The 17552-nt window shown below is 33.8% G+C and carries 17 protein-coding genes; 10 read left to right on the top strand and 7 right to left on the bottom strand.

Annotated elements, in window-relative coordinates; all coding sequences use genetic code 11:
- Position 1: 1 nt before the first annotated feature.
- Positions 2-1327: an MATE family efflux transporter gene (locus GAPWK_RS06690; protein ID WP_025315483.1), complete on the top strand. Its 1326-nt coding sequence runs from the start codon at positions 2-4 to the stop codon at positions 1325-1327.
- A gap of 141 nt (positions 1328-1468) precedes the next feature.
- Positions 1469-2398: a 5'-nucleotidase gene (locus GAPWK_RS06685; protein ID WP_025315482.1), complete on the top strand. Its 930-nt coding sequence runs from the start codon at positions 1469-1471 to the stop codon at positions 2396-2398.
- A gap of 104 nt (positions 2399-2502) precedes the next feature.
- Here GAPWK_RS06685 and GAPWK_RS06680 read toward each other — a convergent pair whose 3' ends face one another.
- Both GAPWK_RS06680 and GAPWK_RS06675 read right to left on the bottom strand, forming a co-directional pair.
- Positions 2503-4860: a TonB-dependent hemoglobin/transferrin/lactoferrin family receptor gene (locus GAPWK_RS06680; protein ID WP_025315481.1), complete on the bottom strand. Its 2358-nt coding sequence runs from the start codon at positions 4858-4860 to the stop codon at positions 2503-2505.
- Between the two features lie 407 nt (positions 4861-5267).
- Positions 5268-5735 carry a nuclear transport factor 2 family protein gene (locus GAPWK_RS06675; protein ID WP_025315480.1) on the bottom strand — a complete coding sequence of 156 codons (468 nt, stop codon included), beginning with the start codon at positions 5733-5735 and terminating at the stop codon, positions 5268-5270.
- 177 nt (positions 5736-5912) lie between these two features.
- Between GAPWK_RS06675 and GAPWK_RS06670 the strand changes: the two genes are divergently transcribed.
- A complete protein-coding gene (locus GAPWK_RS06670) occupies positions 5913-6275 on the top strand; it encodes a winged helix-turn-helix transcriptional regulator (RefSeq protein WP_025315479.1) in 363 nt (120 codons plus the stop codon).
- A 313-nt stretch (positions 6276-6588) separates the two neighbouring features.
- On the opposite strand, the gene GAPWK_RS14880 is transcribed toward GAPWK_RS06670, so the two are convergent.
- Positions 6589-6756: a hypothetical protein gene (locus GAPWK_RS14880; RefSeq protein WP_158413585.1), complete on the bottom strand. Its 168-nt coding sequence runs from the start codon at positions 6754-6756 to the stop codon at positions 6589-6591.
- 511 nt (positions 6757-7267) lie between these two features.
- On the opposite strand from GAPWK_RS14880, the gene GAPWK_RS06660 reads away from it, so the two are divergent.
- The 5 genes from GAPWK_RS06660 (at position 7268) to GAPWK_RS06640 (ending at position 11113) form a co-directional block, all read left to right on the top strand.
- Positions 7268-8149: a LysR family transcriptional regulator gene (locus GAPWK_RS06660; RefSeq protein WP_025315478.1), complete on the top strand. Its 882-nt coding sequence runs from the start codon at positions 7268-7270 to the stop codon at positions 8147-8149.
- 230 nt (positions 8150-8379) lie between these two features.
- The gene (locus tag GAPWK_RS06655) at positions 8380-9588 is read left to right on the top strand and encodes an MFS transporter (protein WP_025315477.1); all 1209 of its coding nucleotides are present in this window, start codon (positions 8380-8382) and stop codon (positions 9586-9588) included.
- 30 nt (positions 9589-9618) lie between these two features.
- Entirely contained in the window at positions 9619-10005 is a 387-nt protein-coding gene (locus GAPWK_RS06650; protein ID WP_025315476.1) for a hypothetical protein, read from the top strand.
- Positions 9995-10453 (top strand): cyclophilin-like fold protein, encoded by a 459-nt coding sequence (locus GAPWK_RS06645; protein ID WP_025315475.1) that lies wholly within the window; start codon positions 9995-9997, stop codon positions 10451-10453. Before GAPWK_RS06650 ends, GAPWK_RS06645 begins: the two co-directional genes overlap by 11 nt.
- Positions 10454-10540: 87 nt before the next feature.
- Complete coding sequence (locus GAPWK_RS06640; protein WP_051516248.1) at positions 10541-11113, top strand: MBL fold metallo-hydrolase; 573 nt, start codon at positions 10541-10543, stop codon at positions 11111-11113.
- 508 nt (positions 11114-11621) lie between these two features.
- Here the strand turns inward: GAPWK_RS06640 and GAPWK_RS06635 are convergent.
- On the bottom strand, positions 11622-12710 hold the full coding sequence (locus GAPWK_RS06635) for an alpha/beta hydrolase (protein ID WP_025315474.1): 1089 nt from the start codon (positions 12708-12710) through the stop codon (positions 11622-11624).
- 170 nt (positions 12711-12880) lie between these two features.
- Between GAPWK_RS06635 and GAPWK_RS06630 the strand changes: the two genes are divergently transcribed.
- A complete protein-coding gene (locus tag GAPWK_RS06630) occupies positions 12881-13765 on the top strand; it encodes a LysR family transcriptional regulator (RefSeq protein ID WP_025315473.1) in 885 nt (294 codons plus the stop codon).
- 456 nt (positions 13766-14221) lie between these two features.
- Here GAPWK_RS06630 and GAPWK_RS06625 read toward each other — a convergent pair whose 3' ends face one another.
- Positions 14222-15118 carry a LysR family transcriptional regulator gene (locus tag GAPWK_RS06625; protein ID WP_025315472.1) on the bottom strand — a complete coding sequence of 299 codons (897 nt, stop codon included), beginning with the start codon at positions 15116-15118 and terminating at the stop codon, positions 14222-14224.
- Between the two features lie 100 nt (positions 15119-15218).
- On the opposite strand from GAPWK_RS06625, the gene GAPWK_RS06620 reads away from it, so the two are divergent.
- Positions 15219-15839 (top strand): NADPH-dependent F420 reductase, encoded by a 621-nt coding sequence (locus GAPWK_RS06620; protein ID WP_025315471.1) that lies wholly within the window; start codon positions 15219-15221, stop codon positions 15837-15839.
- A gap of 179 nt (positions 15840-16018) precedes the next feature.
- On the opposite strand, the gene GAPWK_RS15240 is transcribed toward GAPWK_RS06620, so the two are convergent.
- Positions 16019-16153, bottom strand: coding sequence for an integrase core domain-containing protein (locus GAPWK_RS15240; RefSeq protein WP_216355336.1), 135 nt, complete (start codon positions 16151-16153; stop codon positions 16019-16021).
- Positions 16154-16561: 408 nt separating this feature from the next.
- Entirely contained in the window at positions 16562-17461 is a 900-nt protein-coding gene (locus tag GAPWK_RS06615; RefSeq protein ID WP_025315470.1) for an endonuclease/exonuclease/phosphatase family protein, read from the bottom strand.
- Between the last annotated feature and the right edge of the window lie 91 nt (positions 17462-17552).

Genomic DNA, 17552 nt, shown 5'->3' with positions numbered 1-17552 from the left:
AATGACCCATTCATCAACTACGAATCATCAATATCAGTTTAAAGATTATCTTAAGTTAGTTATTCCGTTTATTCTCTCAACTATTACCACCCCTTTACTTGGAGTGGTCGATACGGCTTTAGTTGGTCATTTGCCTAATCCTACCTTTATTGCTGGTATTGCCATAGGGACAGTAATATTTAATACCATTTATTGGTTATTTGGATTTTTAAGAGTCAGTACTACTGGTTTTGCCGCGCAAGCTTTGGATGATTGTTTATTATTAAGATCTTCTCTTATCAGACCTTTATTTATTGCTATCTTTTTAGGTTTGATATTTATTATTTTTCAAAAATTGATTTTTTGCGCCTCAATGCACATTATCCAACCTAGTCAAGATGTACAGCATTATGCGGATCTCTATTTTTCGATTTTAATTTTTGGAGCCCCTTTTGTTCTGATTAATTATGTCCTAGTGGGTTGGTTAATGGGGATATCAAAAGTTAAAGCCGTGCTATTTTTACAAGTCTTTATCAATCTATTGAATATTATAATGGCAATGCTTTTTGTTTGGTGGATGCATTGGGACATTCAAGGAGTGGCTTTTGCGACACTGATTGCCCAAATATGTTGTACTTTGGTCGGTATTTGGTTTATCTACCGATACTTACCCAAAACTAAGCAAAAAATAGATATAAAATCTATTTTGTCATGGCAATCATTAAAAGGGGTCATTTTAGTTAATACTAATTTAATGATCCGCACCATCTGTTTATTAACGGTAACTAATCACTTTATTTCGATTGGTTCAACATTCAATACCGAAGTATTAGCCGCTAATGCCGTTTTATTTCAGATTCATTATATGATGGCTTACCTATTTGACGGTTTTGCTAATGCTTCAAGCGTCTTTAGTGGTCGAGCTAAAGGAACTAAAAATATTCAACTTTATAATCAAACTTTACGATGGTCACTACAAGCTTGCATTATTTGCCCAATAATTTTGATTGCAATTTGGTTAGCCTTTGATACTGCAATTATAAAACTATTAACGAATCAAACTGAGATTATAACCCTATCGCTTCAGTATCAATCTTGGTTAATGATATTCCCTATTGTTGCAGCTGGAGGATTAATCTATTATGGCGTATTTTCAGGTATTAGCTACACCTCATCTATACGCGACTCAATGCTATTAGCGTTGTTAGTTTGGTTTATAGCACAATACTTTGCCGTACCAGTCTTTGGAAATAATGGATTATGGTTTTCTTATATTTTATTTAGTTTAGGCCGAACCCTGTTTTTAGTTATATGGATTAAACAATCCAAACGCTATGTTTTACTGTAATTTTATAGAGATAAATTGTATTAAAAATAAGATTTGAAAATTAATAATACTAAAAAGAACATTTTCAAGATTCATAAAATTGCATATAAATTACCAATTGATATAATATAACATATTGATTGAAATAGGAAAAATGGAAGTATGGCATACGATCTAACATCAAGACTGGTTATAGGTTTGGCATCTAGCGCTCTTTTTGATCTAGAAGAATCTGATAAAATTTTTAGAGAACAAGGAGAACAAAAATACCGGGAATTTCAAAGAGAACATGAAGACATCCCATTGGAAAAAGGTGTTGCTTTCCCATTCATTAAAAGACTTTTAACATTAAATAAATTATCTCCCAATGATCCGCTGGTGGAAGTTATTTTATTATCAAGAAATGATCCTGATACAGGATTAAGAGTAATGAAGTCAATAGAAAATTATCAATTAAATATTACTAGATCTGTATTTTTACAAGGTTCATCACCTTTAAAATACATTCCCGCTTTTGATATTGAATTATTTTTATCTGCAAATATGGATGATGTTACTAAAGCCATAAATGATAATTATCCAGCAGGAAAAGTACTTAAAGGGAATATTGAGGATGATCCAAATGATAATGAACTTCGTATCGCATTTGATTTTGACGGTGTGATAATCGATGATGAGCCAGAGAGTATATATCAAGCATCCAAAAATCTAAATGATTTTCATGAAAATGAAAAAACTAAAAAAGAAATACTTCACAACCCTGGACCATTAATTAATTTTATTCATCGTTTAGTTCAAATACAAAAAATTGAACATGAAAGAATAAAAATGGATTCTACATATAAAGCAATTTTAAAAATTGCTCTTGTAACAGCCAGAAATGCCCCTTCTCATGAAAGAGCTATAAGAACTCTAAGGGAATTAGGTATTGAAATTAATGAAGCTTTCTTTTTAGGGGGAATTGACAAAAATAAAGTTTTGGAAATTATGAAACCACATATTTTCTTTGATGATCAAGAGTTACATTTAGAAAAATGCTCCAAAATATTACCATCAGTACATATTCCATTTGGGATTACTAACAAAAAATAGAAATTCTTTTGTTTAGGTTTAGTAATATCATTAACTATAAAAAAATTAATCCAAATAAATTTATCATATTCCACTTTATTATTCAGTGGAATATGAACTAACAACTAGAATCGATATGAAAAACTAGCTTTAAAGTTACGCGCTAATCCATAGGTATTTTCACCTAAATAGAGTCTATAATCTTTATTAAATAGATTATCAACAGCTAACTTAACTTCCGCTTTCGGTAAAAATGTTGGTTGCCATGTTGCAAATAAATTGTGAATTGAATAGCCTGATGAACGCCCTAAACCATAAGCGCCCAGATCTTTAATACCATCATGATTTCTATCTTCAAGACCTGTGCGATCTTGTTTTCTCACAAATTGAGCATTCCAACCTGCCCGAACATTCCATTCAGGTATTTTAAAACCAGTAGTTAAGGTTGCTGTGCGCGGAGCAATCGTTGCCACATAAGTTTTGTTATGCATCCATGTTGCTTGCGGTGTTGAATCTCGTTCTCCTTTTTGGATAGAGTAAGTGGCACTGGCAAACCAATATCGGCTATCATAGAAAGCCTCTAATTCAAAGCCATGTATTACTAATTTCCCCGGAACATTATGATAATTGGATTGACCAAGCGGGCATGAATTACCAGGTCCACAAATTGAACCATTAAAGCCCCGTGTAACAAAAATTTCGTTCTTAACTTGCTGCCTAAATAAAGTATTTCTAATTTGTAATTTATCATTTTCTAATAATATATTACTAAAATCGAGGATATTACCTGCCCGAATTGATAAGTTACGCTCTTTTTCTAAATTACGACTCGTGGCACTGATTTTACCTGAACCACCATTTTTAGGGGTAAATTGCACTTCATATGTTTCATCAATTGTCGGAGCTTGCCAAGCATAACTAATATCACTAAAAAATCCGATATTTTGTGTTGTTTGCCAATAAGCTCCAAATCTTGGTGTCCAACCAGAATAATTCACGGGTGAATAGTCATGACCAAAGCGAGGATCTGGATCGTTGTAAGCTGAAGCATAATTTTGCTTACCATGATTACGAACATAATCATAACGAAGCGACGGCGTTAGAACAAATGTATCAATAGAAAGCTCATCTTGGATATAAAAACTATAATTTTGTTGTTTACCAGATGGCATATAAGCGGGTTGAAAATAACCATTATTATAGTTAGGTTTCTTTTCATAACCCTTATAATACATCAGGGTATCACGGTCGTGTAAATGTACTTGTGCACCTATTTTTAAAGCATTATCAATTGGTCCTGTAGAAAAGATACTGATATTTTCAAGTTCAACGGTTTTGTCTGTATAACTTACCCAACTTTCATTACCCATAGTACCCAAAGATGAAACGGGATTATATTTACTCGGACGCGTATCATGTTGTTTGGTTTTAGAATAAGTAGTATGTAAAGTAAAATTAATAAATGGATTATAGGTTGGTTGGTAATTCCATTTAAATTGTGCTGATTCATCAGTTTGATCGCGTTTGACTAATTTTCTTAACCACGCAGCTTTATAGCCATACTTTTTGATTTGATCAGCTGTTGGTGGTGTCATTTTTTCAACATATTTAGCTGCCCAGGGTTGCCATGAATCACGCTTAGAACGAATACCCGAAACAGTAAACGTGTGTTCTTCATTAGGCCTGAAATTTAACTTAGCCATATATGTATCCATATCGTCCTCTGAAAAGACGAATCTGGAACCGTCAGGTCGCTTAAAATTACCACTATTGCGATTGGTATAATAAACCAATCCATCGAACATATCATCTTGTGTTCGCCCGTAAACGGCACTTGTCACCATATTTTGATGATTATTAGAATGGAAGCTGTACTTCACCAAAGCACCAACATATTGATCAGGATCGAGCAAATCTATCGCATCTTTAGTTTCCATTTTAACCACACCGCCAAAGCCTCCATTACCAAACTTTACATCGTGTGGGCCTTTATTAACTTCAACTTGTTTAAGTAATTCAGGCTCAACAAACACAGAACCTTGCTGATACTTTTGAAAGCCTTTTTGCGCACCATCAACAATAATTTTGACATCTTCAACTTTGCCAAATCCCCAAATATTTAAAGTTTGTCCGCCTGGTCTTACTGAACCAGCAGAACTTACACCAGGTAATGTATTGAGTAATTCTGCCACATTGTCGGCTTGTTTTTGTTCAATTAGTCTTGAAGATAATGTAGAACGACCAGCAATAACACTATTAATCTTTTTCAGTTCATCTTGAGAATCCGACCGAGCAATAACGGTTATAACATCCTCAATATCATCATTTTGAATATTATTGTTAGCTGAATTAGGCGAACGAGATTTATTGGTTACTTGTTGTTTATCATCCTTATCAGGCGTAGGGTTCTTACCTATCAATGATTCCGCGTGGAGAGAGCAACTCATAAAGAGCAATAATAGACCTGTCTTTTTACATTTCATATTTAATTCCTTACATAACATTAATTGATATTTAAATGATAGATAATTATTTAATATTAACCACGCAATTAGTAATGATAATTATTATCAATTAATAGGCTGGCAAGTATATTGGGTTTAGTAAAAAATGAAAAGAAAAATATAGCGGCTCTCACTATTGTTGTTTCAGTCTGTTACATGAGTAGGGAGAATGTTTTTTATAAATCTAGCAAATAATTTGTATTTTCTATTTACGCTAAAAATGTTAAATAGTGAAAATTGAGGTAGTTGAAACAATTAAATATTGAAAGAATAATAAATAAAAGCACTAATTAAGTGCTTTTATTTAAATTGGACATTTATTAAGACGCCGTATTAATTAACACATCGTATCTTTTAAAATAATATTGGTTAAAGGCGAATACTCGTTAAAACATGGTATTAGAATTTACAGCATTTGCAGGCACATTTTGAATTACATCCCAGTGTTCAACAATTTTACCGTCCTTGACACGAAATATATCAAGTACCGCTTTACCAAGATCTTCTTCATTTTCTTTAGAATGAACGTGAAGCCAAACAAGATCTCCATCTACAGAGCTACGAACAATGCGCGCACTGGATTGAGGATGTTCTTTGAAAAATGCGGTAAAGTAGGTAACAACTGCCTCTCGACCATCTGGAACATAAGGATTATGCTGTTTATAATCCTCAGTAAGACTATTTATTGCTTCGCTTATTTGATGTTTATTAAAGAAATCATTATAAAAATTAACAACCAATGTTTTGTTCTTTTCTTCTTGGGCTATATCACGAGTTGCTTTGTCATTAGCAATTGCACCAGTTGCTATGAATAATAATGATATTGCTACAAAACTGTTTTTTAAAATACTCATATTCACTCCTAAATAGTCAATAAAACTCGAAAATCCGTGCAATCAATTTATATTAATCTATAATGTAGACTTATTAAATGGTAACAATAAAATTCAACCAAAACAATAAGTAACCATAGCGTAACTAGGTCACATCAATGTTACTTTTTTAAATATTATCAGAAAAATAGAGTTAAAATGACTAAACAATTTGATGATACTTCAAGCCAATTTGATCATCACTGCCCAATCCGTGATGTGCTTGATAGAATTGGTGATCAATGGAGTTTATTAATTTTAAAAACACTTGAAAACCGAACGATACGTTTTACTGCATTACATAAAGAAATTGGTGACATTTCTCGGCAAATGCTTTCGCGCACATTAAAAAAACTAGAAAAAGATGGTTATATTGTTAGAACCATCTATGCCGAAGCCCCACCACGTGTTGAATATGCTTTATCAGATTTAGGACAATCATTTTTAAAACCCATGAATGCTCTTATTACTTGGGCTAATGATAATCATAAAGCTATCAACCTTGCCAGAAGAAAAAGTTAACTTACATCATCTGCTAACTAAACGGTCGGATAGTGAATCTTTTATCTAATACTCTTTTCAAACTAAACCTTTTCAATAGAGTACTAATTTTGAAAAAGATGCTATTTAAATCTATTAATAAATTATTTTAAAAACACTACATAGCTAAACTTGGTGATTAAATTCATTATTCCTTAAATGATAAAAAATGGGCATACCGCCCATTTTTTATTGTTCTAATAATTTTAACTTAGCAATAACAGGTATATGGTCACTGACTAATGCCATTTGATGCCGTTCCATTCATTACCATCATTAGGTATAGTTAATTGCTCTACACTTGATTAGGACTGGTAAATATGTGATCAAGATCTAATCCTGGATTGCCTGCTGGCCAAGTACGAGTATCAACACCATCCTTTTTAACCCGATTCCAATATTTATCAAGTTCTTTAATCACTCTGTCACTTTCAACAGAATTAAAGTTACCTAACAAAATCATAATTCCCGTTGCTAAATTAGGAAACTCATCAGCTAAATCAAGATCATCAAAAACGATACTATTAATAAATCGAGCTTGTCTATTGAGAATGTTAACAGCACCATGAAAATGCTTATCAATACAGGTTTTTTGATTTTAAAAACTATTTTCGTATACCAAACATATACCTAAAAAGAAAAGTGACCGCTAAAATTGGGTGTTTTTAGTACTCGCTTATTTTTGATTTAAAGTTATTTTTCGCAGGTGTAAAAATCTGGTCAATTAGGCAGTACCCAAATTTGAGTGGTAAAGAAATTCCCCCATTAAAATAAAATTTTATAAAAAACTGTACATACTATACATGATTTATTATAAGCCATTATTGTATAATGGTTTGCGCTATGTATGGTCTACATTTTAACTATACATAACTCTACATTCGAACTATACATAAAAACAACATACCTCTTTCCTATAACTTAATTATTGTTATACTTTTTAAGCATAAAAAATAGTTGTATGTGAGGTGATTTTGGATATTAAAGTATTACGTTATTTTTTAGCTCTTGCTAGAGAGGAAAGTATCACTGCGGCTGCTGAGTATTTACATCTGACTCAGCCAACATTATCTCGTCAACTGGCTGAATTAGAGCAAGAATTTGGTAAAACCTTATTTATTCGAGGCAGTCGTAAAATTACCTTAACCGATGAAGGTATGCATTTACGCAAACGTGCTGAAGAAATTTTAGAATTAGTGCAAAAAACTGAATTAGAGTTTCAAACCTCAGCTGAGGAAGTCAGTGGCGATATCTATATTGGCTGTGGCGAAACCCATGCCATGGGATTAATTGCTGAGGTTGTTAAGGCATTACAACACGACTATCCGCAAATTCATGTGCATATTTATAGTGGTGATGCTGATGAAGTAACAGAACGTATCGATAAAGGCTTACTCGATTTTGGATTATTAATTGGTGCGGAAAATATCAGCAAATATGAGTCGTTACTATTGCCCGAAAAAGATACTTGGGGAGTGTTAATGCGTAAAGATAGTCCACTTGCGCATCAAGATGTGATTAGACCTAGCGATTTATGGAACTTGCCACTTATTATCTCTAAACAGAAAGAAGTTGATAACCGAATTACGCGCTGGTTAAAACGTGATTTAGATAAACTCAATGTGATTGGCTCATATAACCTACTTTACAATGCCTCACTGATGGTTGAAAAAAACATGGGTTATGCATTAAGTATTGATAAGCTGATTAACACAACTGGTAATAGTCATCTTTGCTTTAAACCTTTAGAGCCACAATTAATGGTAGATATTCACTTAGTTTGGAAACGTTATCAAATTTTTTCAAAAGCAGCTGAAATCTGTTTACAGCGAATGAAACAGGCTTTTTCTCAATAAATCCCTCTGAATATAGAAGTGAGCAAAATGATCCTCCTATTTTGCTGAGCTTATTCTTATGACTTCTTTTTATTGATATTAATGATATTAAATACAGCTTAACCTATGCTTTTAAGGCATAAATAACCATAAGATATAAGTAATTTACATATCTTTAGCTGCTATTTAAACTATGACCCATTCCATAACCATTCAATTCATTGGTCTTTAATATAATAATGGGATTAACCATGTCAGATAACTTATTAAATTCCCCAAGTACGGCGTATTGGGGAGCAATATTCTCGCTATTTATTGGGGTAACAAGTTTGATTGCCGCGGAATTTATTCCCATTAGCTTATTAACACCTATCGCACAAGATTTAAATATTACTGAAGGTCAAGCAGGCCAAAGCGTCACAATGGTGGGGATTTTTGCGGTAGTCACCAGTTTGGTTCTCGCACCCATGACCCAAAATATTAATCGTCGAGTAGTATTATTTACTTTTTCTATTTTATTAGTATTATCCAATTTGTTCATTGCTGTTGCGCCTAATTATTTCATTATGCTGATTGGTCGAGCGCTATTAGGGATTTGTGTTGGCGGATTTTGGTCAATGGCATCTGCTGTAGTATTACAATTAGCGCCGAGTAAAGATATTCCTCGAGCATTAAGTATTGTCTATGCCGGAGTGTCGGTTGCAACGATTATTTCACTGCCTCTTGCCAGTTATTTAGGTCATTTAGTCGGTTGGCGTAATGTGTTTTTTATTGCTGCGGCGTTAAGTTTTATCGCGCTAGTTTGGCAACGGCTTACCCTACCATCTTTACCACCGTGTGAAAGCAGTAATTTTAAAAATATGTTTGCCCTATTTAAGCAAAATTGGTGTTTTTTTGGCATTATCGGTACAATTTTTAGTTATGGAGGTTATCACCTCTTTTTTACTTATCTGCGACCGTTTTTAGAGCACAATTTAGCACTACAAGCCGGTCCATTAACCCTTATTTTATTGGTGTTTGGTATCGCTAATTGCATCGGAACCTTTGTTGCGGGTTTACTACTTGGCCGATTTTTTAGACCTGTGATGATCGCCATTCATTTAGTCTTAGCTGCTATAGCCATGCTCTTATTTATTAAATATAGGTTTTTAAGTTCTGATAATGTGACTATGGATACTACATTAGTGATTGCTTGGGGATTTATGTTTGGATTTATCCCTGTTGGTTGGTCAACGTGGATCACTCGAACGCTTGCTGATAAAGCTGAACTGGTTGGTGGATTATCGGTTGCCGCGATTCAATTTTCCATTGGTTTAGCGGCTGGTGTTGGTGGAATGACCTTTGACCAATTAGGGGTTAGTGGCATTTTTATCACGGCCACGATTATTTGTATTATGGGTGCCGTCATTACCGCCTTGTGTTTTAGTTTATATAAAAAAGTAACAGGCAACCTTGCTTAATCAATCTTATATAGATAAAAAGGATCACAAATGAAATTCAAGTTTACGACTTTAGTGTTTATGCTAACTTTTGTACAAACAACACTTGCGAACACGGCAGAAGTGGCTGTGCAACATTATCCAAATCTATCAACAGTGAATCAGTCATTACAACCTTTAGTCTCTGGCGCCCCCCCTTTTTGGAATGATCATCCTAAAATTAATGCCGAATGGCATCAATGGGTCGATACGATTGCTTCCCAAACATTAAAAACACTTCCTACGTTAAAAGAACGAATGCAAGTCAGTGTTACAGCTACGCAGCTTGGTAATGTTACTGCCTTTATGGTCACACCTAAAACGATTGCACCATATAATCAAAATCGTATCTTATTACATTATAATTCTCACTCTAGGCGATATCATCATGATAAATAGACATCTATTACGACAATTAAACTTGTTTATAACCGCATTTATTACACTTTTGATGAGTTTCTCGGCGTTTAGTCAAAAAACTGAAAGTACAACATTAGCAAAAATAAAACTGACTATTGACGATCAGCAAGTGATAGTCAATTTGCTCGGTACTCCTGCCAGTCATCAGCTACTGGCACTACTACCTTTAACACTGACTTTTAGTGATTATGTTGGTGCCGAGAAGATCGCTTATCTGCCACAACGCTTAATTACTCAAGGTATGGCAAGTGCCGCTCATATTTCTGGAGATTTTACTTATTATGCGCCTTGGGGCAATTTGGCTCTGTTTTATCAAGGTGTAGGAACAAATTCACAATTGTATACATTGGGTCATATTGAGTCTGGCCGATCGGTATTAGCAAATTTAAAACAGGATTTTGTGGCAACAATAAGTCGTGTGGAGTAAATTAAATAAGGCATTAAAATATGAAAAGTGGATTTATAAAATGGTGGTAATATTATTACTTTTATCCGTTGCACTGGCAATCACGGCATGGATTATTTTACGCGCTCCCAAATTTGGTCAATCGCCACAAGACGAACTGTTGGCACAAATCACAAGTTCCCCCCTAATTATACGAATGGTCAATTTCATAATCTTATTCCAACACAAAAATTAGCAAATGATTCCTACATCTTTTCCATTTTGTGGAATGATTTTTTTTATGGTAATAAAGAAACCGTCCGCAGTCAGAATTTGCCTGCAATAAAAACAGATCTTAATGCTTTAGCAAGTAACGAAGATTTGCTTATATGGCTTGGTCACTCCTATTATTATGTACAATTACATGGTAAACGTATCTTAATCGATCTGGTATTAAGTGATTATGCACCTCATTCTCTTTTTTTAAATAAAGCCTTTAGTGGCACAACATCATATCGTGTAATAGATTTGCCAGAGATTGATTATTTACTGATATTACATGATCACTGGGATCATCTCGATTATCCAACCGTGACTGGTTTATATAATAAAGTCAAACAAGCAATTGTTCCATTGGGTGTTGGAGCCCATTTACATTATTGGAGATATTCGAAAAATCGTATGACAGGTATAGCGAATTAACATTAGACAATGATTTTACGCATTATGTTTTACCTGCCCGCCACTATGGACCGCACTTTAAACAGATAGCGAATCTAATTAATGGCTTTGATTTGGTATTTTAGATAGTGGTCAATACGATGCGCGTTGAGCGGATATTCACATGACTCCTAAACAAGCCATACTTGCGGCTAAAGATTTACAGGCCAATGCGTTAATGCCTGCGCATGTAGGGCGTTTCTCAATCTCAAATCATCCTTGATATGAGCCATTTAAACGCATTACCGATAACAGTCAAGATCCTTAGTTTGACTTATTTACCCCCGATCATTGTCCAACCCATTTGGCTAGACGGACGAGAAAAGCATTTTACTCACTGGTGGAAACAGGAGTAATTCTTTAATTATGTTGATATTTAGTCATAAATAAAATGTTTAAAAACTTTTAAATAACTTATCGTAAAAACACAAAAGCCTCCAAATTTTGGTGGCTTTTTACAATGTGAATAAGCTAAATTGATTAAGTATGATTATTTCAAATTGTCTTTAAAGAACTGTTCAAATTTATCAAATGGAATTTTGTTAGTTCTATTGTCATATAAGTCAGTATGGCTAGCATCAGGAACAATGACTAATTCTTTATTTTGGCTACCAACCGCTTTAAAAGCATCTTCCGAGAAGTAACGAGAATGGGCTTTTTCACCCGCTACAATTAATGTTGCTGCACTGATTTCATTGGCATAGCTTAATAGTGGCATATTGGCAAATGAAAGCGGCATTGTTAATACCCAAGAACCATCGGGATTAGAATTAGCCGCTCGAATATGGAATCCACGTTCAGTGGTATAAAAACGGGAATAATCAGCCATAAATTTAGGTGTTTCATCGGTTATTTGATCTGCCGGAATGTTATTTCTCGGATTTTTAGTGGCATAACCATTTTTTGCATCATCCCAACGGCTATCATTTAAGGCTTGTTTCATAGCTAATCGTTGTTCTTTAGTCATGCTATCATTATAACCTTTTGATATAACACGACTCATATCATACATAACACTGGTGGCTACGGCTTTAATTCGAGTATCAATTGCTGCTGCATTTAACGCCATTCCACCCCAACCACATCCCCCTAAAATACCGATTCTGTTTTGATCAACATTATCGAGGGAGCCAAGATAATCAATTGCAGCACTAAAATCTTCAGTATTGATATCACCAGAGGCTTGATTACGTGGCAAGCCACTACTTTCCCCCGTAAATGACGGGTCAAATGCTACAGTAATAAATCCACGTTCAGCTAGCGTTTGTGCGTATAAACCTGATGATTGCTCTTTTACTGCGCCAAATGGACCACTCACTGCAACCGCCGGTAATTTGCCAATAACGTCCTTAGGAATATATAAGTCAGCGGCAAGTGTAATACCATAGCGGTTTTTGAAGGTAACTTTATGGTGTTCAACTTTATCGCTTTTAGGGAAAATTTTATCCCAATTTTGTTCCAATTGAATCGTTTGTGTCGGAATTTCAATAACAGTTTGTGAATGAATATCTGCCATAGCGGTTGCTCCAAATAAAGTTGTACTAAATAATAACGCTGAAGTAATGACTTTTAGTTTCATTTATGTTTCCTTTAGAAAAGAATGTGTTACCCATTTTGTTGCTAGACATAAATTATATCGGTTAATAATATAATGATAATATGCAAAAAAGTTCATATACTATTAACTTGGAGTTATTAGTAAATTTTACTACTGACTAATATCAAATGACGTCATTAATTACGATTTTTATGCTTAAACGTGAAAACTATAATGATCTACTTGCCTTCTTAAAGGTTGCACAAGAAAAAAATTTTAATAAAGCATCACAAAAACTGGGGATCTCTTCCCCTGCACTAAGTAAAAAAATTCATCAATTGGAACAGCGTTTAGGGGTACAGTTATTTAATCGTACGACAAGAAGCGTTTCGCTTACCCAAGTTGGCGAGCAGCTATTTCGCACTGTTGAAACAAGTTTTGCTAAAATAGATAACGAACTTCAACTGATTGAACACTATCGAAATTCACCATCTGGCTTAGTGCGTATTAACTGTGGACTACAAGTGATTGAAACGCTACTACTCCCTAAATTAGCCCATTTTAAGGACAAATATCCTGATATTCAGTTTGAGTTTATTAGTGATAATCGTTTTGTTGATATTGTTGCAAAAGGATTTGATGCGGGTATTCGTTTTGGTAGTGATGTTGCCGAGGATATGGTCGCTGTTTGCATTAGTCAACCTATGAAAATGGCGGTGGTAGCAACGGCTGATTATTTTCAAAAAAAGGGATTTCCTAGCACGATACAAGAGTTAACACAACATCAGTGTATTGGTTATCGTTTATCCAACGGACATCTTTTTCAGTGGGAATTTAAGTACTCAGGTCAAATTATTAAAATCACCCCACAAGGACAATGGATTTTAAATGATGATTATCCAACGCTCGTTGCCGCAAAAATGGGATTAGGGATTGCTTATTTACCCGAAGAACTGATTGCAAAGGAACTGGCTAATGGTCAACTCATCCGCATTTTTAATGAGTATAGCTATACTTTTCCACCTTTATACCTCTACTATCCACATCGCAATATATCATCCGCATTACGGGTTGTGGTGAATACGTTGAGGGTTTAAATTTTAATACGAAGATTTAGAGGATTGTTCAATTTTTAAGAAATAAAATTATAATCGTTATTAAGGCAAAGTTATAAAATCTATTTTTCTAGCCCTGTTATAGGACTCGAATAACTTAACTAATATGTTGAATAAAAAATAAAAAATTTAGTTAATGTCTTTTTCTGTATCCTGTTTGGTATCCGATTTAATGCTAGATTTGGGGTAATTTCATTGGATCAGCATTATTCTTTCTGAACATTTATCAGATAAAGAAATATTCGATTTACTTACCGAAAGTTATCACTTAACTCCAAAGTAATTTTAGCCTTAGCTTTAATATATTTGTTTATTTCCTTAAGTATCTATTTTGTATAATACAAAAAACCGCCAATCAAGGCGGTTAGAATACTCATAAAAAAAATTAAGCAGGCTTATCTGCTTTAGGTAACCAATTTATACAGCCTATTATGATTTCTAACTTTGTTCACATTCACCAAATTTTTTAATACAAAAATCAATAAAACATCTTAGTTTAGGTAAAACATGGCGATTAGATGCATAAAGAATATGCATGGGTCGGGTTGGTACATGATAGTCAGGTAAAAGATGAACTAACAGTCCTTTTTCTATTGCTGGTGTCACCATTTCGGCTGATTGTAACATAATACCTAATCCAGCAATGGCTGCTGGTAATAGTGCATCACCACTGTCGGTCATGAATCGCCCTGATACAGGCACAGAAAAATGCCCCTCAGCTCCCTCAAATTGCCAATGAGTTTGTAATGTTGTGTGAGAAAAACCTAAACATTCGTGATATTTAAGATCTTTTGGCGAATTAATCGGTGGCGAGGATTTTAGATATAAAGGAGCTGCACACAAAATCAATTGATAAGGTTTTAATTTTCTTGCAATTAGTCCACTATCAGGTAATTCGCCAACTCTGAAAACTAAATCAAATCCTTCATCAATTAAATCAACAATACGATTAGTAAGTGATAAATCAATGGAAATTTCTGGATAAGTGCTTAAAAACTCGGGTAACAGAGGTGCTAATGCATGAGTGCCAAATGTTGTTGGTGCACTAATCTTAATTCGCCCTCGAGGTGTGGCATTAATCTGTGCTGCAATCGCTTCTGACTCTTCAACTTCGGCAAGAATATTTTTGGCTCGTTCATAAAATGCACGTCCTACTTCGGTTAAGCTCTGGTGACGAGTTGTTCTATTTAATAAACGAACATTTAGGTGTTCTTCAAGCATGCGGACATGTTTACCAACTAATTGTGGTGACATATTAAATACGTTTGCTGTAGCCGAAAATGAGCCTAATTCAACGGCTTTCACAAAAACAGACATAGAAGTTAATCTATCCATTAGAAACAATTTGTTTTTAAATATGAAATATAACTGAAATTTATCACTTTTTATTTCTATTGTATAGTTTTATCAATTCATTCATAAACAGGAGATAAAAATGAAAATTGCTATTATTGGAACAGGAAATATGGGGACAGGACTTGCAAATGTACTTGCCACAACAAAACATGATATTGTAATTGCAAGCAGAAACTCAGCAAAAGCTCAGACTCTCGCAAAAAATATAGGCGCTGAAAGTGGTTGTATTGAAACCGCGGTAAAATCAGCCGAAATGGTGATTTTAGCACTACCTTATCAAGCCGTAAAAGAGGTATTACTCTCTTGTGGTGATTTAACCGATAAAATATTAATTGATATAACTAACCCAGTTACGGAAGACTTTAAAGAGTTACTGATTGGTCATGTCACATCAGGCGCAGAAGAAATTCAAGCATTGGCACCAAAGGCGAAAATCGTAAAAGCATTTAATACTATCTTTGCTCAATTATTACCTACATCAGCACGAACAAAACAAACTTTGCAAGTTTTTATTGCTTCTGATGATGATAACGCGAAAACCGTTGTATCAAACATTGCTAATTCAATTGGATTTGAACCGATTGACGCTGGTCCTTTGTGTAATAGTCGTTTTATTGAACCTATTGGTGCAATGAATATTCATTTTGCCTTTTTCCTTGGGCAAGGACCAACAGTAGCCCCGATTTGGGTCAAAGCATAAATACGAAAATAACAGCCAATTTTGTTATTTAATTTATAATGAACAAAATGATATTAAAATTAAAATTTATATTGCTAAATAATCGCCATGTACGGTCTATATTTTAACTCTTCATTCGTACTGTACATAAAAACAAAAAACCGCCAATTGAAGTGACCACATAAAGTTGGACACTTTTATTAAGCGGTTTGTAAGGCCTGATTTCGATATTCAACCGGAGTCAGGCCTTTTAATTTGGCTTTAATAGCATTAGCGACTAAATCTAGATCCATCTTGTGCTTTCTAAGTCCACCAGCAATATTGTAGTTAGCCACCGTTATTTGCGGTTGTTTACCTTCGGCATAGACTTAATTAGCCGAACTTTGATATTGTGTTTTTACCAGATCTTCATCTGCATAGACATTAAAACAGAGTGAAAACAGACCTATCAAACTAACTACAAAAAAATTTTTTCATCGTTATTTATCCTTTAAAAAGATTTAGCGAATTAAGATTACTAATTAATAATATTATTTTAAATCCTATTTTGTTTTTGAGAGTCCTATCACAGCCTGTCACTTTTAGCATTAAAACTGATGAATATAAAAAAAGCCATGCTATTGCAACATGGCTTACTTATTAAGTAGTTAAGTTGTTAAGTAGTTAAGTAGTTAAGTAGTTAAGTTATTAAGTTATTAAGTTATTAAGTTATTAAGTTATTAAGTTATTAAGTTGTATTGATATTATTTATTATGAATGATCATTTGCACTGGATAATGATCAGAATAGGTATCAGTAAATTCATCTTTCAAAACTTTAACATCAACGACATTATCTTTAAGTTTTGGAGAAACATAAATATAGTCGTAGCGCAATGGTGTTGATGCCTGATCATAAAATACTTTAGTCGGTGCTGTTGAAATAAATTGTTTGTTTTTCAGTTTTAAAGCATCAATATAACCCGCATCCAGCAAATTTTGTTGAACAGTATAACTTAATTGACCATTTACAAGATTATCTAAGATTGGACGTTTCTTTTGTTTATCTTTGATATCTTCCAATAATTTGCTATTGTCATATTCACTTTTGTCTGCTGGAGAGAACGAATTTAAATCACCGGCAATAATCCATTTTCCTTGTGGATCTGAACTATATTTAATTGAATCAATAATCAAGTTGATTTCGTCTATTCTTTTTGACGTCCAAAATGGATTCATATGGGTTATGACAAAATGATATTTACCCACATCCGCATATAATGCGCCATGCCACAGATTATCAACAACTTTATTTACATTAACGATCGGATACTTTGAAGTGATCGCAACAGGGAAAGAAGCGGGATCATCTGGTGCCTCTTTTAATAATACTGCATAATTGTGACCATAACTTGCTGCAAATTTTTCAAGTTTTTCACGAGTAAAAAAATTCATTTCTTGCCAAGCAATAATATCAGCATCTTGCATTTTCGCCCAATCAATAAATTTTTGCTTTCCTTCTGACTCATCCAATTTCATGCCATTGTAAACATTATAACTAATAATTTTTAAATCTTTTGCATCCTCAAGTGAAGCAAAAGCTGTCGAAGAGCTAAGAATTACAGCACCAATAATAGCGGCTAATTTTAATTTAGTTTTACCCATACGATATTCCTTTCATTTATTCTTTTGATAAATATTATCTTGAATGATTTATAAATAAACCTTTTTTTATAATTTGTGTGATATAGCTCAA

It is taken from the genome of Gilliamella apicola (assembly GCF_000599985.1).
GTDB classification, from domain to species: Bacteria; Pseudomonadota; Gammaproteobacteria; order Enterobacterales; family Orbaceae; genus Gilliamella; species Gilliamella apicola.
Note: the sequence above shows the minus strand (reverse complement) of the source record. Positions and strands in the feature narration are given on the sequence as shown.